Below are 19,070 nucleotides of genomic sequence, written 5' to 3' on the forward strand. Positions count from 1 at the left end.
ATGAAAATTTGTTAAGAAGCGGGCAAGATGCCCGCACTCCTCGAATTCTTTGATCTGACTGGAGTGGGAGCATCTTGCTCCCTGGATTTTTAATTAGGGTATTTCCGCTTCGCGGACATGAATAAGCGAACTTGATATGATTCCTAGCTCAGGACGAGTAGGGCAAGGCTGAAAAAGGGCATTATTAACTCAAAACTCATTCTTTAATGGGTGGCAACAGAATGTCGGGGAATAATGGCTTCTGGTGCTATGGGAGTGATACTTTCTGCTAAGGGTAAAACGCGCAGAGTCTGATGATAGATATTGACTTGATAGACTTGCTGGTTTGTCCAATCTAGGGCGGTTAACCATCCACTGCGACGATGGTAGGCTCCGGTGTCAATATCTAACCAGCCTTTTCCTTGGGCAATTTGGCCGGGAAGCACTCCAGGTAAGGTAAAGGTGATGGTGTGACCGGTGATAATGGTTTTATCGGGGAAGTAGGGGGTGGGGATGCTGTGGAATTGATCGCGAATCCAACAGAGTTCATATTCGCTTTGTTCATGGATGGGTAGACCGGGATGAACTCCAGCATGGACGAGCCAGACATCGCCTAAGTCGAGGTAGAGGGGGAGCTGGCTAATCCATTGCAGATGCTCTAGGAGCAGGTGAGCATCTTGATAGCTGGCGAGGGTGGCTTGTCCACCACTATAGAGCCAGGCTTGGAGGGCGGGATAATGGATTTTGCCGTCTGGGAAACTATCGATGAGGAGTTGTTCGTGGTTCCCTCGAATGCAGGGATAGGAATTGCTGGAGACAAAGGTAACGACTTCTGCGCTTTTTTGCCCGCGATCGATGAGGTCTCCTAGGAAGTATAACCGATCGTCTTGTCCAGGGGCGATCGCCTCTAATAACTGCATTAAGCCATCATAATTCCCATGGACATCACCGATAATAATCCGTCGCCCTGTTGCTCCTGTCATTGGTTTGTGTTCCCTGTGTGCTAATGAAGTCGGTTCCTGAGTGAGGAATCCAGGCTAATGCCACAGGCTTCCTCAACACTGAGTTAACTCGCTTAGAATCAACTTTAAGATCCGAGCGATTTCAGTGTCCCTACAGTGTACTGAGAAAGTCTAATCCTGGACAACTCTTCTGAGCCTATTGGGTCAAAGCTTTAATAAAGCGTTCGAGTTCTCCGAAAATTCCCCCCCCTCGTTTCTGGGTCGGGGTGGCGGGTTCAACCGTATTTTCACCAGTAGTGGCTCGGATCAAAATCTGATCTAGGGCTTCACCTATGGGTTTTTGCGGTTGTTCAGCAATTTGAGTATACTTACCCTCTGTGGTTTCGAGCCAAACTTGCCAGGGATGGGGATGGCAGCGATAGAGGGCTGCACCTTCTAGGGGGCGGATATAATAGCAGGAGTAGATTTGGCTTAGGAATCTCTCCCGCAGTTGGCGTGCGGCATAGCCAATGCCAACTACGGCAATATCTTCAAGTTTGGGGATTAAGAGGACGATGGGGCGATCGCCTGCTAAATTCGCTAGACGCTCGACTTGGCCGACTTCTACGGATGAGGGGTTAACCACCAAAAAGCTCTCATCTTCGGGGTCTATTTTATTGTCTATGGGCGATCGGCTGCTGCCTAAATCAGTGACCTTAAACGGGATTTCACCCCAGTCTCGACGAGCTAGAGCTGCCGCTCCCGTATCAGGAAAGAACACCTTCGGTTGTCCCCCAAACTCTTGCAAAACGGGGATAAAGTCTTGGGCAAGCTTTTGCGCTTCCAGGGCAATTTCGGGAAAGACTAACTCGACTTGAATTAAGCGATGTCCGTCTTGGAGTGCTTGTAAGGTAGCTGCTTTCCCTTGGGCGATCGCCTCATCAAGAGTTTGGGGTAGTGCGGTCATAAACAGATTTTATCTATACTTTTTCTAGTTATTGTACCAAATGGAGGGGTTTCGAGTTAGCACTTTTAGCCTCCTCCCTACGGCCCAATCTAGAATTTTTGAGGAATCACCCTTCTGTCCTTCAACGACAAATGATCGTCATATTCATTCTTCATATCCCGCTTCCCTAGATCCACGGATTGAATCGGCAACTCTTCATAAGGAATCAAACTCAAAAAATGGGAAATACAATTGAGGCGGGCCTGTTTTTTATGATCGGCTGGCACAACATACCAAGGAGCCAAATCCGTATCCGTTGCCTTTAACATCTTATCTCTAGCATGGGAATAATCATACCAGCGCCGATAAGATTCCACATCCATGGGACTCAACTTCCAGACTTTACGCGGATCGTGAATGCGGTCTTGGAAGCGGCGCTCTTGTTCTTCCATGCTAATATCCAACCAATACTTAATCAGTTGAATCCCCGAATTCACAATCATATGTTCAAAGGTGGGTATATAGTGCAAAAATCGCTTATATTCTTCAGGGGTGCAAAAGCCCATCACCTGTTCAACCCCTGCCCGGTTATACCAACTGCGATCGAAAATCACCACTTCTCCAGCAGCCGGAAAATGTTGAATATAACGCTGGAGATACAACTGAGTTTTTTCTCGCTCTGAAGGAGTGGGCAGAGCAAAAACCCGGAAAACCCTAGGGCTGACGCGATCGACCATGCGCTTAATAATTCCCCCTTTTCCGGCGGCATCTCGACCTTCAAAGAGAACAATAACTTTGAGTCCTTTTTCCTGTACCCAATATTGCAGTTTCACCAATTCTGCATGAAGCTTAGTTAATTCAGATTCATATTTTTCCTTGGAGAGTTTACCCGTTTTTTTTGCAGCCGCTTTCTTCTTTTTGGCCATTTATCTACCTATTTTAATGGACTATACTAGCTTATCATCCTCAAAGAACTAACCCCGTTTTCCCATCCCATCTGTGCCAACTTCACAAAGTTTTGTAACAATAGAAGGAGTTCCCTTACTTCAGAATCGATCTATGTTTCTATTTGGATTAGGCAAGAAAACCACACTCCCGACCCCAGAAGAAGCTCTGCCGGGGCGTAGAACCCCCATGGCTGTACCGGAAAAACACTTCGTGAACGGTAACCCCCTGAAGCCTCCCTATCCAGAAGGCTTAGAAATGGCGATGTTTGGCTTAGGCTGTTTTTGGGGGGCAGAGCGCTGTTTTTGGAAACAACCGGGAGTCTTTAGCACTGCGGTGGGTTATGCAGGTGGATATACCCCTAACGCTACTTACCATGAAGTCTGTACCGGAAAAACTGGGCATAATGAGGTGGTACGAGTGATTTTTGATCCTCAGCAAATCAGTTATGAAACCCTGCTGAAAGTGTTCTGGGAAAGTCACGATCCGACCCAAGGAATGCGCCAAGGGAATGATGTCGGAACCCAATACCGTTCTGGCATTTATGTCTATTCTGAGCCTCAGAAGGAACTGGCGCAGCAATCCTGTCAACTCTATCAAGAAGAGTTGAAGAAAGCTGGATACGAAGAAATTACCACAGAAATTATGGATGCCCCTGAGTTTTATTATGCTGAGGATTATCACCAACAGTATCTGGCTAAAAATCCGGGTGGGTACTGTGGCTTGGGCGGCACGAAGGTGGCTTGTCCAGGGGTAACGGCGGTCTCTTAATGACCATTTAGGGTATTGATAAAATTGGTAAGGTGGGCATTGCCCCACCCTACTAGACTGCTGTATAATTAGACCCAATAGTTTTTGTATATGAATGAAGAGAGGCATCAAGGTAATGGGCAACAGCGAAAACCCAGCCGATGACAAATTGCAAAGCGAGTTTGGGGGAAAAATCGATCTAAACAATGCCCATGTACGTCAGTTCAGAGAGTGTCGGGGAATGTATCCGACACTAGCCCGTCTGGTGATTACGAATGCGCCTTACGAGAGAGTAGAAGATGTACTCGACATCCCCCATTTGAGCGATCGCCAAAAACAGACCCTGAGTTCTCATTTTGGTCATTTCACCGTTACGCCTCCCAGAACCGACTGGACGGAAGGAGACGATCGCTTCAATCCTGGCTTGTACTAACTCTTACCGATAAATTTCTGATAGCTCTCGGTCAACTCTTCCACGGCTAATTCATAAAATTCTTTGCCATGTTCTGGGGTGGCTAAGGCTGGGTTTGACCCCATGCGACCATCGGGATAATGGCGACGGAATTCGGCGGGGGTGGTGATGGGGTGACCTTTACCGACTTCGGGAGAGAGGGGGGCGGTTTTAATGGAGTCGGGATAAACATATTGGGTGAGGGCTACTTCGCTGGGTGTGGCATGAGACCCTTCTTCGTCCCCGTACAATTCTTGGGCCCGTTTATAGACGCTACGACACATAAACCAGTTGGCTAAATGGCAGGTGATTTTTCCTTCGGGGTCAATGCCGAGGTGAGCGAGGTGGGTATAGACTTCGGAAAAGGCAGCTTTCATCGGCGAAATATTGCCCCCATGGCCATTGATGAAGAAAAATTGGGTAAATCCGGCTTGGGCTAAGTGGGTGAGATAGTCTTTAATCACCAAAATTAGGGTGGAGGGTTGGAGGCTCATGGTTCCGGGGAAGCTGGTGTGATGGAGGGCCATGCCAACATTGATGGTAGGGCCGACTATGGCTCCGGTTTTTTCGCCGACTCCTTTGGCGATCGCCTCGGCACAAATGGCATCTGTACCAATTAACCCGGTTGGCCCATGTTGTTCGGTGGAGCCAATGGGCAAGATTAAGCCTGTAGAGTGTTCGAGATAGCGTTCGACTTCTGGCCAGGTGCAGAGATGGAGCAACATGAGAGTATAGAGCAGTAGGGCATCCTCTAGGGTAGCAAATTCTAGGCTGGGCGGGAAGGCGATCGCGATCGGCAACCCTGAAAAAATTTGTACAATTTACGAAATTCGATCCAATTCTATGGTTCTATCGCTAAAATAAGCGATAACATTTGAGAAGCCCAACTATAAAGCCACATATCAATAACCAATTATGCTACATCGCAAGATCTATCAACTCTGCTCCGAGGGTCGTGAAGTCTGGATTTTCTTGCGAGACCAGCAACGCTGGATAGAACGCGCCCGCATTCTAGAAATCGAAGGAGATTTAGTCACAATTCGGTATGAAATAGAAGAGGAGGATGAGATTTGTGCTTGGGAAGAGATGGTTCGCCTAGAAAACATTGGTTCAGTTACCCAAAAGCTTTCCAATTTCCCCAAGGGCAATAGTGAATTACTGGTTTCAGAAGAGTGTCCAGAAGCGGAGCAAATCCGCCAGCACCCAGAGTCGAACCACGATTAACTGAGAATTGAATCTTGGCGATCGCCCCTTGGCCCAATACGCTATCATTCACAACTGGAAACCCTAATCATAATCAGAAGACCATGGATGTTAAGTTAATTTTAGTCATTCTCACCGTATTGTTTACGGCAACTACCTTGTTTTTTGGCACTAAAAACGGGTTCTACGATTCCGATAACTATCACGGTAACGGTTCTGCCCATTAAATTTATAGCATTTTTAAGCAAGCGATCCGCTTGTCCTCATCCCCCAGAACCCCTTCGGCTATGCTCAGGACAAGAAGGGGAGTAAAAGTCCCTCTCCCAGGGGAGAGGGATTTAGGGAGAGGGCCCTTCAATCTCCTCTCGTTGCGGTCTATGGCTGGTGTCAACCTTTGATTACCCTTGAATGTATTCCCTATGGTATAGGCCAATCTGGGGATGGAGTCTGTTTGCTGGCACAGATGGGCCCCTATCGCATCCTGCTGGACTGCGGTATACATCAAATAAACCCCCTGATGGGCACTGAGTCAGCCGATCTGGTCTTCTGTTCCCATGCCCATCCCGACCATTGTCGCGGCCTTCCGAATTTATTGACTCAATTCCCCGATGTGCCCCTTTATGGCAGTGAAGTTACCCGACAATTATTGTCCCTACATGGACTAGAATCGGAACGTTGTCAGCCTTTACCTTGGCGATCGCCTCAACAGCTCAAACCCCATTTGATCGCCGAACTCTATCCCTGCGGCCATCTCCCAGGAGCCGCCTCTATCCACCTGACCTATACTGCACCAGAGAGTACCTACACCCTGTTCTACACAGGGGATTACTTTTCCTCCAATTCCCGCCTCGTGGAACGGATGCGGATTGAAGATGTACGGGGACTGCAACCGGATGTACTGATTATTGAAGCCAGTTATGGCACAGCTCGTCATCCCAACCGCCGCCAGCAAGAAAACCATCTGGCTGCGCGAATTTATACGACTCTGAAGCATCAAAAGTCAGTTTTACTACCTGTTCCGGTTCTCGGTCTGGGTCAAGAACTGCTCATGTTGTTGCGCTCTCACCATCAGTTTACCGGCCAAGACATCGATATTTGGGTGGATGAAACCATTGCCAAAGGCTGCGATGCCTACTTAGATATTTTGCCTCATTTGCCCAGCAATGTGCAAAATTTTGCTCAACATCAATCCCTATTTTGGGATGAGCGCGTTCGTCCCCAAGTCCGCCGTCTCTGTGCCGATCGCCCCCCTGATGAACTGCCTCGGTATCCCTGTATCGTAGTTGCCCATCGCCAATCGGATCTCCAGCAGTGGATTACCTCTGACCCCGATCGCTGGTTAGTCTTGCTCTCTCAACATGCCGAAGATACAGAGCAATTATTCCAAACCTTAGAGCAGATTGAAGGAGTAGATATTGATACTTATTTGTTCTCCCAGCATTGTGACGGCTTAGGAACCACCCAACTCATTCATAATATTCGTCCCCAACATATTGTTTTTTTCCATGGCAATCGTTCTTATATGGAGGATTTGGCGGGTTTGGAAGAGCTGCAAAATCGCTATCATCTCCATTGTCCCCAGGTAAATAAATGGGTAGAATTGCCCATTGGTGATACCTTCATTCAACCGGCGGCTCCAGAAAACCATTATGAAGGGGAATTAACGGAGTTAGACACGACGGTTCAGATCCATTTACCCGAAGAAATTACCCGCGATCGCCGTTGGCAACCTTTCAGTGATACAGGCATTCTGGAAGCCCGTTGGCAAGGAGAAGAATTAGTCATTCGCGGTCTCTCTCAACGGGAATTACTCGCCCAAGGGCTACCGAAAATGCCCCCGGATCTCCCTTGTTGCGGTAACTGCGCCCATTATCGCCGGCAGCGCTGTTGGAACCCAGCCTCCGCCCTGTTTGAATTTCGAGTCAGCCCTGATGGTTTATGTCCAGTCTTTGTCCATCATCAAGTTGAGTAACCCCCTATCACTAAAATTTCTCGCCTAGCAGTATGTTAAGAGAGAACTATTAATGTTAAAATCAGTAACAAAGATGAGATAGTAATTTACTAAGGGAACGAAAGAAATTATGGGTCGTGTTGGGGTTTTACTCTTAAACTTAGGTGGGCCGGAAAAATTAGAGGATGTTCGCCCGTTCCTGTTTAATCTATTTTCCGATCCAGAAATTATTCGCTTACCGGTTACCTGGTTACAGAAGCCCCTCGCCTGGTTGATTTCCAGTAGTCGCTACCAGAAATCTCAAGAGAATTATAAGCAAATCGGGGGCGGCTCTCCCTTACGCAGAATTACTGAGGAACAAGCCCAGGCATTGGAATTAAGTTTAGCTCAAAAGGGACAAGAAGCGAAGATTTATGTAGGAATGCGCTATTGGCATCCATTTACAGAAGATGCGATCGCCGAAATCAAACAAGATAAAATCGATCATCTCGTCATTTTGCCCCTCTATCCCCAATTTTCCATTAGTACCAGTGGCTCTAGCTTCCGAGTCCTAGAAAGACTGTGGGACAAAGACCGAGTATTAGCCAATAATGTCAAATATAGCCTCATTTCCTCCTGGTATGACCGTCCTGGCTATCTCCAAGCCATGGCCGAACTCATCGCCCAACAATTAGACCAATTTGAAAACCCAGATCGAGTCCATCTCTTTTTCAGTGCCCATGGGGTTCCCGTCAGTTATGTAGAAGAAGCAGGCGATCCCTATCAAAGAGAAATTGAAGCTTGTACTTCCCTAATTGTTAAAACCCTTAACCGCCCCAACCCCCACACCCTAGCCTATCAAAGCCGTGTCGGCCCAGTGGAGTGGCTACAACCCTATACGGAAGATGCTCTACAAGATTTGGGAGAAAAACAGGTTAAAGAAGTATTGGTGATTCCCATCAGCTTTGTGAGCGAACATATCGAAACCTTACAAGAAATTGATATTGAATATCGAGAAGTAGCCGAAGAAGCCGGTATTACCCATTTCCGCCGCGTCCCAGCTCTGGATACCCATACCGGATTTATTGACGATTTAGCCGACTTAGTGATTGATTCCCTCAACTCTCCCAGTCAAAAATTCTCCGATGTAGTCCGTCCTTCAGAGCGATTGAAAATGTATCCTCAAGAGCGCTGGGAAATGGGGATCACCACCAGCGCGGAAGTCTGGAATGGTCGGTTAGCAATGCTCGGCTTCATTGCTCTGCTGGTGGAGTTATTCAGTGGTAAGGGCATTTTACATGCGATCGGTATTTTGTAGAACTCTTAAGCTCATCCCCCAACCCTTTCTCCTGCCCTAATCTTGTAGGGGTAAGAGACTCAATCGAGTGACATTAACTCAAATCAAGAGAGTTTTTGCCATAATTTTGCCATAAGCTTAGATTTTTCAAGCCATTGATATTATAATTAAAAGATTGTGGATAAATAAAAACGCATTATGTTTTGGGCAGATCAGATCGCAAAAGATGCACAGGGCGAACAAATTGTCAACGACTCAAAAACCCCATCCGGTCGCGTTCACGTCGGATCGCTACGGGGAGTCGTTATTCATGATGTCATCTATCGTGCCTTAAAACATGCCCAAAAACCCGTCAAATTTCTCTATGGTGTCGATGATTATGATGCCCTAGATACCGTTCCCCGCTATCTCAACCCAGAGCAATTTAAACCCTATCTCGGCTATCCCCTCTGTAACGTTCCCTCCCCAGAAGAAACCGCCAGCGACTATGCCAAATACTTCATGGGTGAATTTCTGCAAGTTTTTGACTATTTAGGCGTAAAACCGCAAATTTATTATTTGCGCGACCTCTATCGCACCGGACAACTCAACCCCTATATTGACACCTTCTTAAACAACGCCCACTTAATTCGTCAAGCCTACGAACAAGTCAGCAAAGCCAAACGACCCGATGATTGGTATCCCTTCCAAGTCATCTGTGAAAACTGCGGTAAAATCGCCACCACCGTCGTCACCGACTACAACGGCGAACAAGTCTTTTACACCTGCAAACCCGATAGCACCGACTGGGTAGAAGGATGCGGTCATTCCGGTTGGGTTTCTCCCTTTGATGGCAACGGAAAATTACCCTGGAAAGTCGAATGGGTAGCCAAATGGGATCTCTTAGGAGTCACCATTGAATTAGCCGGAAAAGACCATTCCCAAAAAGGCGGCTCCCGTGATGTAGCCAACGCCATTTGCCGCAAAGTGCTGAAAAAACAACCGCCATTTCATTCTCCCTATGAATTCATTCTCGTCAATGGCACAAAAATGAGTTCCTCCAAAGGAGTCGGTTCGAGTGCCAGAGATATGGCCGACTTATTACCGGCTGAACTCCTGCGATTTTTGATGTTAAGAACCCCCCCAAAAACCGTAATCAATTTCGCGCCCAACTACGAAACCACCACTCGGCTCTTCCGAGATTATGATACCTTGATTGGCAAATATCAAGACTGGCAAAATTCTGGGGAAGAAGGGGAACTCTCCAAGGACTTAATGCCCCTTTTGTATGCCCAATTAGAGAGTGAAATTGAAGCCTATCAACCTTTTGATCTAAGTACCTTAATTTCCCTGTTGCAAATTCCCGGTTTAGATATTGAACAGGAAATTAGAAAACGGATGCCTCCTCTAACCGATAGGGATTGGCAAGAGATTCAGAAACGGATTGCTGTTGGTAAGAAATGGCTCGAAGATTATGCCGATGAAGAAGAAAAGTTAGTCATTTATTGGGATCAGATTCCCGAAGGAGCCAGTCAGTTATCTGACGAACAAAAAACTTATCTTAAACACCTAATGGCTCATCTGGAACAGGTCGAAAATTGGGAAGCTGAAGAGTTACAAACCTTGATTTTCTCCACCACCAAAGAGTTATCAATTAAACCCAATGTGGCCTTTCCTGCCATTTACCAATCATTCCTGGGGAAAGAACGGGGGCCAAAAGCGGGGGGTTTATTGTCCTATTTAGACCATCAGTTTGTAATGGAGCGCTTAAAAGCGGTCATCGCCTTGGGCTAATGGGTTGACCCGGCTAAAATTTATGTATAATGGGGGGCGAATGGGACTGTAGCTCAGTTGGATAGAGCGAGCGCCTCCTAAGCGCTAGGCCATGGGTTCGATCCCCGTCAGTCCCGTTGAAAACTCTCTTGCTGTGACTGGGTTCTCACCATGTCTTAGCGCTTAGGAGTTTTGCCCATGCCTAAAATCTGCCTAAATCGACCATAGCACTCCCCAAAGGGGGGGGGTCAAGTAATGGGTCAGAATGAGTATGGTCATAGATACAGCAGTTTTCGCGCTTTATGTGGAAGACTCCGCTCTGTTGACCTTAAAATTCGCGAGAGTGAGAGTGTGTAAGCGTTAGACTGGTTAGAGGGTGTCGGTTCGATTCCCGCTACCCGCTTTCTCAAAATCCTAAAGCTTTGGCAGGGGAAAACCCTCTTATGTCCAGTGAAATTGAAACCCGTGCCCAGTTTTCCCAAATCCGCTATGGTCAATGTTGGGAAGATGCCGACATTCTTCTGCAAGGGTTAGCCATTCAACCGGGAGATACTTGCATCTCTATTGCTTCAGCCGGTGACAATACCCTAGCCCTCTTAACCCAATCGCCAGAGCGGGTGATTGCCCTAGACCTGAGTTTAGCACAACTAGCCTGTTTAGAATTGCGGGTAGCGGCCTATCGGTGTTTGAGCCATCCAGAGCTATTGGATCTAATCGGTAGCCCAACCCCAAGCCCAGAACCCATGACTCGACAAACCCTCTATCAGCGCTGTCGTTCCCAACTTTCCCCTGGGGTGAAAGATTTTTGGGATAACCACCCGCAAGACATTGATAGAGGAATCGGCAATAGTGGCAAATTTGAGCGCTACTTTGAGATTTTTCGTCGCTATATTTTACCCTTAGTCCATGGCAAAAAAACGATTGACCAGCTCTTGCAAGGGGGAACCCTAGAGCAGCGACAATCCTTTTACGATCGCGTGTGGAATAGTCGCAGATGGCGATGGATGTTTCGCCTTTTTTTCTCGCGCAGGGTGATGGGAAACTTGGGACGCGATCCCAGTTTTTTTCAATATGTGCAGGATAATGTGGCTGAACGGATTTTTGAGCGCACTGAATATGCTTTAACCCAACTGAATCCGGCTGATAATCCCTATCTACAATGGATTTTAACCGGTCATCATACTACGGCTCTCCCTTATGCTCTGCGCCCAGAACATTTTGATACAATTCGTGCTAATCTCGATCGCCTAGAATGGCATTGTTGTTCGGTAGAAAGCTTTCTAAACGAGTTGCCCGATGGGACGATTGACCGCTACAACCTCAGTGATATGTTTGAATATATGTCCTTATCCTCCTATCATCAGCTTTTAGAGCAGCTCATTCAGAAAGGGCGTAAGGGGGGCAGGTTAGTCTATTGGAATTTATTGGTTCCCCGTCATTGTTCACTCGAATGCTCAAGCCAGATTCAACCCCTTTCTGCCCTAGCTCATGATTTGTATGTTCAGGATAAGGCGTTTTTCTATAGCGCCTTTCACGTGGAAGAAATCCAAGGCTGCGGATGATAAGCAATGATCCCTATCACCGTCCAGGGGTTGTTGGGATCACATGGAGTTTATCTCTAAGCTCACAGGAGCAGTGCTGATGCTGTCACCGCCAAATTCTGAGTCATTGGCGAAGATAGAAGTATAGATAATCAATGAATAGAGTTTCTCCTCACTCCTATGTTTACCTCCACCACCCTCCAACCCCTAATCCAATTCTTGCAATCCGATCTGGAATTGCCCGCAACTTCAATCCGTCTAGCGTTGCGCCACCATGATAGTAGTCCGAGTTTGTTGCCGATGACGCTATGGCAGTATGGATTGATTACTTTAGAGCAACTTGATAAAATCTATGACTGGCTGTTTTCACAAGTTTAAGGGATATCATGGTTTCATCCCAGTCTGAACGCTTGTTCATTGGACAAGTCAAAGCCCAAAGCGGAGTTCCCATTAAAACCATTCGCTATTATGAACAATTGGGATTGATTGAGTCTGTCGATCGCACTGAAGGTGGGTTTCGCCTCTTTTCACCCCAAGTCTTATCCCGGTTGGCATTTATCCGGCGATCGCAACATTTAGGCTTTAGTCTCCAAGAAATCAAACAGATTTTGACCCTTCACGATCGCGGTCAACTCCCCTGTGAGCAAGTAAGACACAATATTAATATTAAACTTGTCGATATTGACCATCGGATTGCCGAGTTAAAGCAGTTAAAACAAGAATTACTCGATCTCGTTCAAGATTCTCCTGATATCGAAGAATTAGAAGACCCCATTATTTGCCCCATTATCCAACAGTCTAAGCGCAAATCTGATTAATATCCATTCCTCATCACTCATCTTAATTGCGCTGAATATGAATTAAGTTTGACATATTCTCAAACGTATCATCATGACTAATCACAAACAATTGCCGGAAGGATTTCAGATTCCCGATCGCCTCCGCCAATTGCTGACGGCGCGGGCGATCCATATTCGTCGTCGGTTCATCAAAAAAGGCAATATCCAAATCCGATAGAGTCCGTAAAATTGCCAATCTCACCGCCAGAGCCGCACACATTTGTTCCCCACCCGATAGACTCTTAAAGTTGCGCTTATGGCCATCTTCTTGCACCACAATATCATAATCTTCTGTCCACTCCAGTGCCACATTCTGCCGGTTCATCAATTCCCGAAAAATTCCATCTGCCTCTTGGGAAATCTCTGCCAGATAAAACCGGGTAATTCGGGGAGAAGCTTGATTAAAGAAAAAACGAGCATCCTTAATAAATTGACAATTACGCTGTGCTTTTTTCAGTTCCACTAGCGTTTTCTCTCGCTTCTTGGCAATTTCCCCCTTTTTCACTAAAGATTGACAAATTTCTGTTAATTGTTGCCGTTGAAAAGAGAGCGATGCTTCCAATTGTGCCAAACGATTATTTAAGTTAGCTATATCTTGCTCAACCTGTTGAATTTCCACTAAACTATAGACCGAACTTAAGCGCTCTAGCTCCTCTTGTTTTTGCTGTTTTGCTGTTTCCAGTTGCAACCGTTTAGTGGTAATTTGCTCAAGCTGTTGTTTTCGCTCGGCTAGGGTTTCAGCTTCTTTTTGCGATTGCAAATAGAGCAAATAACCAGAGGAATGATCTTGTTTAAGCTGCTCAACTTCGATGATTTCTGCCTCAAGGGTTTCAAAAGCAGCTAGTTGCCCATTGAGTTCATCAATAGCGTGCTGAATCTCTTGTTTTTGCTCTCTTAACTTTTGCCATTGCTGTTCAATAGTGGCAGAATTGGCGAGTTGTTGCTGTAGGATCTGACATTGCGCTTTAGGGTTAGCAAGCTGTTGCAGGCGATCGCCAATTGCCTGTAGCTCCCCATTCAACCCATCTTCCCCCTCAAGCTCATCTTCTAAGGCTATTAAGCGCGATCGCAACTCTTGCGCCTCCTGCCTCAGTTGCCCTTCTTCTTTACGCTTACTCGGTAAATTTTTCAACTCTGCCCGACACTGATACGCCAGTTCTAACTGCGATCTTAACTCTTCACAAACTGCCCTCAAACCCTCCTCACTCACCTGTTCCCTTAAATCAGCCCCCATTCGATAGAGTCGCTCTAAACTCTTCTCCTGACAGCGTTTCCCCCCACTAATCAGGGTTTGCACCTCCGAATCTAGGGAAGGTAAAATCGGCTGAAGTTGCTGATAATAGGATTGCTCCTCTTCCCCCAGATCAATTAAACCCTCAATTTCTTCAGCAAACTGCTGGGCGGCTGCTACCCTACTGAGTTGGGCTTGATACCGATCCAACTCCGACTCTAACGGGGGAATTTGTGCCACAGAAGGCTCCAACTGTTGCAGGCGATCGGCCTCTTGTTTCACCTCATTCAACCGCTCTAAAGCCTCATATAACTGCTGCTCCGTCCCTTCCTGCTCCCGCCTCCAATCCCGCACAGCTTGCAATTGACTTTGCACCCTCACCTGTTGTGCTTCCAGACTATTTTGCTCCTCCACCGCAGAAGCTAACGCTTCAATTTTCCGTTCCGCAACCTGACTACTCTCCCGTTGCACCTCCAGCTTCGTTAACTCATTCTGCACCCCTTGCAAACCTTCTCCCTGTTTCTCCTTTTCCCGCAACAGTTGCTGTTGAGTTTGCCGCCTTTTTCTCAACTCCCTTAACCGCTCTTCCCCTTCTTCATAGAGGCGATAACTCCCTTGTGTTTCCTCACATCTTTCGGCACTCTCTTGCGCTTGCTCATAAGCCTTTTGTCGGTAATCACAATCCTGACTAACCCCTTGACACTCCACCTCTAGCTGCTGCAAATTGCGGCTGCATTCTTCCACCTGTTGCTGATAATGCTTAAACTCCCGTTGCCGTTGCTCTAAGCTATTCAACTTCTCAATCACCACCTGTTTTTCAGTTTCCCCATCTTCTATTTTTGTCCCCACCTCTTCATGTCGAGCTTGCAGTTCTTGCCAATCTTCCAATTGCAGATCGAACCGCTCCAAATGTTGTTCACAGCTTCTCACCTCATCCTGTGCAAATCGCTCTAAATCTCTCGACTTTTCTTGCGCTTTTTTATAATCTTCTACCCGCAAAATCGGATCAAAAACCTTCTTGCGTTCAGTTACATTTTTGAGAAAATCAACCGTAAATGTTCCCTGGGGAATGCCAATAGCATCCGAGAACATTTTCCCTAAGTCCGTATCTTTAGGAATCCCTAAATGTTCCTGCAACCATACAACCACATCATTAACTTTAGTCAGATCGAGTTTACACCCAATCTGAGGATCGTAAAGTTCATATCCGCTACGGGTACAGCGCTTCACTTGATAAGTTCTCCCATCAAGATTAGAAATAAACTGTAGCGTAGCTTGGGCACTTTTAGATCCTTTACGAATCAAGTCTTCTCGCGGATATTCGCAAGAATTAAACAGCACCCAAGCAATGGCTTCTAAAATTGAAGTTTTACCCGCACCATTTTCTCCACAAATAGCATTACTTCCGGGTTCAAACTCCAAATAGAGATCCGTATGGGACTTAAAGTTTTTGAGACTAATTGATAGAATTTCCATGGAATATTTGAGCGATCAGTGGTTTCCCTCATCCTCCTACTGCCTTCTCCTGTGCTAATCTTGTAGGGGTTTCATTGAACTACAATCTGGTATGTAAAGGCTATCAGGAGTGCGAGCGTCTCGCTCGCTAGAGAAAGGCAGCGAGCAAGATACTTGTTTTTGAGATCTAACTTAACCCAAATCTAGATCAAAGGTTGACTTAGACTTCTTGGGCTGCGTCTAGGAATAATTTACGGGAAACCGTTTGAATTCCGGTATGGCAATAGTAGTCGGTAGCTGTATCAAGAAATGCTGCGACAAAATCCAAACTATCATCGGAGAAGTCAATAAAATTGCCCACACGATCAAAAACACCTTGGGGGGTTAAGCCTGCGGAACTGACTAAACTATCCATCCATCCTTCGACAGCGTTAAATGTATCGTTAATAAAGCCAAATTTATCATTTCCAGGAATAAAGCCAGAAATGGCTGAAAATGCAGGATTTCCTTCAAAGGCACTTCTACCTTGATTGTCTAAAGTTGCGTGAACTTTTTGTAGAAAATCTGGCCCTAAAGGCAGTAAACCATCAACAGCGACGAGGGTAGCCATTCGCATGAGAGAAGCATCTTGATAATGTTCCCTCAGTTCAGCGACAAATTGACCGGGATTCAGAATTCCTAGGCCGTTTAATTTGCTGTAGGCGATGAGTTCTACAACCAATTTTAAGCATAAATCCACCGATTGAGTCGTGTCGGCTTTGGGGGTTAATTTATTCAAAAACCCTAAGAAGCCAATTTTCTCGCCTACTTTGTTTGCCATAGCTGCTGCGCCGAGTGCCGTGTCTGCCTTATCGATGGTTTGGTAAAACCAAATGGCGCTTTGATAGCCGTTACTTTTGTCATTATACAACTCGATCGCCTTGTTTTTGATCGCCCGAATGCGATCGCCGTCAGTTTCTCTGGTAGCAACTTCAATGGTGCGATCGCAGCCTATCACATTTTCCCACTCTCCAGGGACAATAAAATCTAGAGCGTTGAGCATCTTTACCGTTAGGTTATCTGCCGGTAATTCATCGAGTAATTGAATAATAGAATCAGCCATCTTTAACTCCTAGAGCAATGCTTTCTTTATTCTGGAGTCTCTCAGCAGTTTTCGTCAATGAACGGTAAAGTAGTGCGAGCATCTTGCTCGCTAGTAAGGAATATCTAAATCCGATCGGGTTTTAGCCTTTCGTGAACCTTGAATGAAAACCCCCTGCTTTCTAAAGGGCAAGGGGGGATCTTTTCTGGTTGTGCCTACTGCTTAACCGGATTGGACTTAGGTTAAGCCTAACCAGGTGAGGACTCCTTGTCCGGTGAGATATTCAATGACTAGGGTGATGATGAAGCCCACCATGGCTGCTCGACCGTTGAGACGCTCGGCATAATCGTTAAATCCGAGTTTGGGTTGGGTTAGTTTGGGGGGTATGTTGGGTTTGAGTTCAGTCATAATCCAGGATAAAATGGGTTAAAGTTTACAATTCTTCATATGGTTCTGATTGTAATGCAATTTGAGCCACTTCTGGTGAAGCCGGGAGAAGCGAGAACAGTTAAGCTGGATATTCAGGGATTTTCAGTACACAGAGGTGATTGATGGACATCGGAGTTCCTAAAGAGTGCAAAGATCAAGAATTTCGGGTGGGACTGACTCCTAGTAGTGTGCGAGTGTTAACGGAACGGGGTCATCAGGTGTTTGTGGAAACGGCAGCAGGTGAGGGGGCTGGTTTTACGGATGAAGATTATTTAGATGTGGGGGCGAAGATTGTGCCTTCTCCAGAACTGGCTTGGGATCGGGAGTTGGTGGTGAAGGTGAAGGAGCCGTTGGCTTCTGAGTATGGGTTTTTGACTTCTGGAAAGTTATTGTTTACTTATCTGCATTTGGCAGCCGATCGCCCCTTAACAGAAAGTTTAATCAAATCAGGGACATTGGCGATCGCCTATGAAACCGTAGAATTAGCCGATGGTCGCCTACCCCTGCTCACCCCCATGAGCGTCATTGCCGGTCGTCTATCCGTCCAGTTTGGGGCCCGCTTCCTAGAGCGACAACAGGGGGGGCGCGGAGTTCTCTTAGGCGGAATTCCCGGAGTCAGTCCCGGCCAGGTCGTGATTCTCGGTGGCGGTGTCGTGGGCACAGAAGCGGCTCGTATCGCTGTCGGGATGGGCGCTAAAGTCCAAGTTTTAGACATTAATGTGGAGCGTTTAGCCGAGCTAGAAACCCTTTTTGGCTCCAGGGTAGAACTGCTCTATAGTAATTCTGCCCAAATTGAACGGGTAGTTCCCCAAGCGGATCTCCTGATTGGTGCAGTCTTAGTCCTCGGTCGTCGCGCTCCCCAGCTCGTTCCCCGCAGTTTAGTAGCACAGATGAAACCCGGCTCGGTGCTGATTGATGTTTCTGTTGACCAAGGGGGATGCATGGAAACCCTACGCCCCACTTCCCACACAAAACCGGTGTATGTGGAGGAAGGAGTGGTGCATTATGGTGTGCCCAATATGCCAGGGGCTGTCCCTTGGACAGCAACCCAAGCTTTGAATAATGCGACTTTGCCCTATGTTTTACAATTAGCCCATGCGGGAGTGGGCGCTCTGAAACAAAATCCAGCTTTGGCGAAAGGGGTGAATATCAAGGATCATCATATTGTTCATCCTGCCATTCACGACTGTTTTCCCGATTTGGTGAATTAGGGCATAGGGAATGGGGAATAGGTAAAAGCAATCTTCCCCATCCCCCCTCTAGTTCAGAGGAGCGAGGAGTTGTTTTAAGCGCCGAATTTGTTCTGAGGTTCCCATACAAATGAGTAAATCTTGGTGTAATAATAAGGTTTCTCCTGTGGGCGCACCAATGACGGTTCCATCTTGGCGACGAATGGCTAATACAAGAATGCCAGAGCGCGATCGCAGTTGCATTTGTTGTAGAGATTGACCAATATAGGGACAGCGATCGCAATCGATCACAAATTCTTCAATCAATAAGGAGCGATTTTTGCCCATAATCATGCCATCGACAAAATGCATCACTTGCGGCCGTAAGGCGGCTGTAGCCATTTTTCGTCCCGCAGTGGTATAAGGAGAAACGACGGCATCCGCGCCTCCTCGATAGAGTTTCACGGCTGCTTCATCGGTACTAACACGGGCGATCGTTCTAATTTGAGCCTTGAGGGTTTTCGCTGATAAAATAGTGTACAAATTTTGGGCATCGGAAGGCAAAGCAGCAATTAAACAAGTGGCTTGATAAATGCCCGCCCTTTGCAAGGTATCATCTAAGGTGGCATCGCCTTGGAGAACCAGATAGTCTAAATTTTGAGCCGCCTCTAGGGCTTCCGGTTTAGAATCAACAATCACAAAAGGAACCCCTTCCTCATGAAACTCCAGGGCAATTTGTTGCCCCGTGCGACCAAAACCGCAAATAATATAATGGTTCACTAAGTTTTTCAGCACTTTCTGTTGTCGTCGCAAACGCATTCCTTCTTGAAAATAGCCTTGAAGGAAGGCTTCTGTAAATCGATTGACAATATACCCAATACTAATCACTCCCAGAAAAATAAGAGCAATCGTAAAGAGTCTCCCTTGTGCTTCCATGGGTTCGACTTCCCCAAACCCCACAGTCGTCAGAGTAATAATGGTCATATAAAAAGCATCGGGAAAAGACCATTTTTCAAGGATCATATAGCCAATGGTTCCCCACATGCACACAAATATTAAGGCAAGAACACCGACTAGGAGTTCCCGTTGCATTCTCTGATACTGTTGTTCGATAGAAGACACGGTTGGGGA

19 protein-coding genes and 1 tRNA gene are annotated in these 19,070 nt (G+C 46.6%); 12 read left to right on the forward strand and 8 right to left on the reverse strand.

The window, feature by feature from the left end; genetic code table 11:
- Nucleotides 1-203: 203 nt before the first annotated feature.
- The 3 genes from PMG71_RS21405 to ppk2 form a co-directional block, all read right to left on the reverse strand.
- The gene (locus PMG71_RS21405) at nucleotides 204-962 is read right to left on the reverse strand and encodes a metallophosphoesterase family protein (RefSeq protein WP_283755767.1); all 759 of its coding nucleotides are present in this window, start codon (nucleotides 960-962) and stop codon (nucleotides 204-206) included.
- Between the two features lie 175 nt (nucleotides 963-1,137).
- A complete protein-coding gene (locus PMG71_RS21410; RefSeq protein ID WP_283755768.1) occupies nucleotides 1,138-1,887 on the reverse strand; it encodes a DUF1995 family protein in 750 nt (249 codons plus the stop codon).
- A gap of 89 nt (nucleotides 1,888-1,976) precedes the next feature.
- The gene (gene ppk2 / locus PMG71_RS21415; protein ID WP_283755769.1) at nucleotides 1,977-2,792 is read right to left on the reverse strand and encodes a polyphosphate kinase 2; all 816 of its coding nucleotides are present in this window, start codon (nucleotides 2,790-2,792) and stop codon (nucleotides 1,977-1,979) included.
- Nucleotides 2,793-2,925: 133 nt separating this feature from the next.
- On the opposite strand from ppk2, the gene msrA reads away from it, so the two are divergent.
- Together msrA and psbU are read left to right on the forward strand one after the other, a co-directional pair.
- Nucleotides 2,926-3,582, forward strand: coding sequence for a peptide-methionine (S)-S-oxide reductase MsrA (msrA, locus tag PMG71_RS21420; RefSeq protein WP_283755770.1), 657 nt, complete (start codon nucleotides 2,926-2,928; stop codon nucleotides 3,580-3,582).
- Nucleotides 3,583-3,697: 115 nt separating this feature from the next.
- Nucleotides 3,698-3,994, forward strand: coding sequence for a photosystem II complex extrinsic protein PsbU (psbU, locus tag PMG71_RS21425; RefSeq protein WP_283755771.1), 297 nt, complete (start codon nucleotides 3,698-3,700; stop codon nucleotides 3,992-3,994).
- Here the strand turns inward: psbU and PMG71_RS21430 are convergent.
- Nucleotides 3,991-4,737: a creatininase family protein gene (locus tag PMG71_RS21430; RefSeq protein WP_347179362.1), complete on the reverse strand. Its 747-nt coding sequence runs from the start codon at nucleotides 4,735-4,737 to the stop codon at nucleotides 3,991-3,993. The two genes, psbU and PMG71_RS21430, sit on opposite strands and share 4 nt — an antisense overlap.
- A gap of 190 nt (nucleotides 4,738-4,927) precedes the next feature.
- Between PMG71_RS21430 and PMG71_RS21435 the strand changes: the two genes are divergently transcribed.
- The 9 genes from PMG71_RS21435 to PMG71_RS21475 all read left to right on the forward strand — a co-directional run bounded on the left by PMG71_RS21435 (nucleotide 4,928) and on the right by PMG71_RS21475 (nucleotide 12,553).
- Nucleotides 4,928-5,236 carry a DUF6679 family protein gene (locus PMG71_RS21435; RefSeq protein ID WP_283755773.1) on the forward strand — a complete coding sequence of 103 codons (309 nt, stop codon included), beginning with the start codon at nucleotides 4,928-4,930 and terminating at the stop codon, nucleotides 5,234-5,236.
- 83 nt (nucleotides 5,237-5,319) lie between these two features.
- On the forward strand, nucleotides 5,320-5,442 hold the full coding sequence (locus PMG71_RS21440) for a hypothetical protein (protein ID WP_283755774.1): 123 nt from the start codon (nucleotides 5,320-5,322) through the stop codon (nucleotides 5,440-5,442).
- Between the two features lie 167 nt (nucleotides 5,443-5,609).
- Entirely contained in the window at nucleotides 5,610-7,187 is a 1,578-nt protein-coding gene (locus tag PMG71_RS21445; RefSeq protein ID WP_283755775.1) for an MBL fold metallo-hydrolase, read from the forward strand.
- 109 nt (nucleotides 7,188-7,296) lie between these two features.
- Entirely contained in the window at nucleotides 7,297-8,463 is a 1,167-nt protein-coding gene (gene hemH / locus PMG71_RS21450) for a ferrochelatase (RefSeq protein WP_283755776.1), read from the forward strand.
- Between the two features lie 177 nt (nucleotides 8,464-8,640).
- Entirely contained in the window at nucleotides 8,641-10,215 is a 1,575-nt protein-coding gene (gene lysS, locus PMG71_RS21455; protein WP_283755777.1) for a lysine--tRNA ligase, read from the forward strand.
- 42 nt (nucleotides 10,216-10,257) lie between these two features.
- Nucleotides 10,258-10,331: transfer RNA gene (locus PMG71_RS21460), tRNA-Arg, on the forward strand.
- A 306-nt stretch (nucleotides 10,332-10,637) separates the two neighbouring features.
- Nucleotides 10,638-11,756, forward strand: a complete 1,119-nt coding sequence (locus PMG71_RS21465; RefSeq protein ID WP_283755778.1) for a BtaA family protein — start codon at nucleotides 10,638-10,640, stop codon at nucleotides 11,754-11,756.
- A gap of 159 nt (nucleotides 11,757-11,915) precedes the next feature.
- Nucleotides 11,916-12,113 (forward strand): DUF2949 domain-containing protein, encoded by a 198-nt coding sequence (locus PMG71_RS21470; RefSeq protein ID WP_283755779.1) that lies wholly within the window; start codon nucleotides 11,916-11,918, stop codon nucleotides 12,111-12,113.
- Nucleotides 12,114-12,121: 8 nt separating this feature from the next.
- Complete coding sequence (locus PMG71_RS21475) at nucleotides 12,122-12,553, forward strand: heavy metal-responsive transcriptional regulator (RefSeq protein WP_283755780.1); 432 nt, start codon at nucleotides 12,122-12,124, stop codon at nucleotides 12,551-12,553.
- A 22-nt stretch (nucleotides 12,554-12,575) separates the two neighbouring features.
- On the opposite strand, the gene PMG71_RS21480 is transcribed toward PMG71_RS21475, so the two are convergent.
- From PMG71_RS21480 to PMG71_RS21490, 3 genes are all read right to left on the reverse strand, one after another.
- Nucleotides 12,576-15,281, reverse strand: a complete 2,706-nt coding sequence (locus PMG71_RS21480; protein WP_283755781.1) for an AAA family ATPase — start codon at nucleotides 15,279-15,281, stop codon at nucleotides 12,576-12,578.
- Between the two features lie 199 nt (nucleotides 15,282-15,480).
- Nucleotides 15,481-16,362, reverse strand: coding sequence for a hypothetical protein (locus PMG71_RS21485; protein ID WP_283755782.1), 882 nt, complete (start codon nucleotides 16,360-16,362; stop codon nucleotides 15,481-15,483).
- 216 nt (nucleotides 16,363-16,578) lie between these two features.
- The gene (locus PMG71_RS21490; protein ID WP_283755783.1) at nucleotides 16,579-16,749 is read right to left on the reverse strand and encodes a hypothetical protein; all 171 of its coding nucleotides are present in this window, start codon (nucleotides 16,747-16,749) and stop codon (nucleotides 16,579-16,581) included.
- A gap of 143 nt (nucleotides 16,750-16,892) precedes the next feature.
- Here PMG71_RS21490 and ald point away from each other — a divergent pair, with 143 nt between their 5' ends.
- Nucleotides 16,893-17,981, forward strand: coding sequence for an alanine dehydrogenase (gene ald, locus PMG71_RS21495; protein ID WP_283755784.1), 1,089 nt, complete (start codon nucleotides 16,893-16,895; stop codon nucleotides 17,979-17,981).
- A 48-nt stretch (nucleotides 17,982-18,029) separates the two neighbouring features.
- On the opposite strand, the gene PMG71_RS21500 is transcribed toward ald, so the two are convergent.
- Nucleotides 18,030-19,061, reverse strand: a complete 1,032-nt coding sequence (locus PMG71_RS21500) for a potassium channel family protein (RefSeq protein ID WP_283755785.1) — start codon at nucleotides 19,059-19,061, stop codon at nucleotides 18,030-18,032.
- Nucleotides 19,062-19,070: the final 9 nt, after the last annotated feature.

Origin of the sequence: Roseofilum acuticapitatum BLCC-M154 (genome assembly GCF_030068475.1) — a bacterium.
Lineage (GTDB): Bacteria > Cyanobacteriota > Cyanobacteriia > Cyanobacteriales > Desertifilaceae > Roseofilum > Roseofilum acuticapitatum.

Coding starts and splice junctions, on each gene's coding strand:
- PMG71_RS21405 (WP_283755767.1), bottom strand. CDS start 962: ATGACAGGAGCAACAGGGCGACGGATTATTATCGGTGATGTCCATGGG.
- PMG71_RS21410 (WP_283755768.1), bottom strand. CDS start 1,887: ATGACCGCACTACCCCAAACTCTTGATGAGGCGATCGCCCAAGGGAAA.
- ppk2 (WP_283755769.1), bottom strand. CDS start 2,792: ATGGCCAAAAAGAAGAAAGCGGCTGCAAAAAAAACGGGTAAACTCTCC.
- msrA (WP_283755770.1), top strand. CDS start 2,926: ATGTTTCTATTTGGATTAGGCAAGAAAACCACACTCCCGACCCCAGAA.
- psbU (WP_283755771.1), top strand. CDS start 3,698: ATGGGCAACAGCGAAAACCCAGCCGATGACAAATTGCAAAGCGAGTTT.
- PMG71_RS21430 (WP_347179362.1), bottom strand. CDS start 4,737: ATGTTGCTCCATCTCTGCACCTGGCCAGAAGTCGAACGCTATCTCGAA.
- PMG71_RS21435 (WP_283755773.1), top strand. CDS start 4,928: ATGCTACATCGCAAGATCTATCAACTCTGCTCCGAGGGTCGTGAAGTC.
- PMG71_RS21440 (WP_283755774.1), top strand. CDS start 5,320: ATGGATGTTAAGTTAATTTTAGTCATTCTCACCGTATTGTTTACGGCA.
- hemH (WP_283755776.1), top strand. CDS start 7,297: ATGGGTCGTGTTGGGGTTTTACTCTTAAACTTAGGTGGGCCGGAAAAA.
- lysS (WP_283755777.1), top strand. CDS start 8,641: ATGTTTTGGGCAGATCAGATCGCAAAAGATGCACAGGGCGAACAAATT.
- PMG71_RS21465 (WP_283755778.1), top strand. CDS start 10,638: ATGTCCAGTGAAATTGAAACCCGTGCCCAGTTTTCCCAAATCCGCTAT.
- PMG71_RS21470 (WP_283755779.1), top strand. CDS start 11,916: ATGTTTACCTCCACCACCCTCCAACCCCTAATCCAATTCTTGCAATCC.
- PMG71_RS21475 (WP_283755780.1), top strand. CDS start 12,122: ATGGTTTCATCCCAGTCTGAACGCTTGTTCATTGGACAAGTCAAAGCC.
- PMG71_RS21480 (WP_283755781.1), bottom strand. CDS start 15,281: ATGGAAATTCTATCAATTAGTCTCAAAAACTTTAAGTCCCATACGGAT.
- PMG71_RS21485 (WP_283755782.1), bottom strand. CDS start 16,362: ATGGCTGATTCTATTATTCAATTACTCGATGAATTACCGGCAGATAAC.
- PMG71_RS21490 (WP_283755783.1), bottom strand. CDS start 16,749: ATGACTGAACTCAAACCCAACATACCCCCCAAACTAACCCAACCCAAA.
- ald (WP_283755784.1), top strand. CDS start 16,893: ATGGACATCGGAGTTCCTAAAGAGTGCAAAGATCAAGAATTTCGGGTG.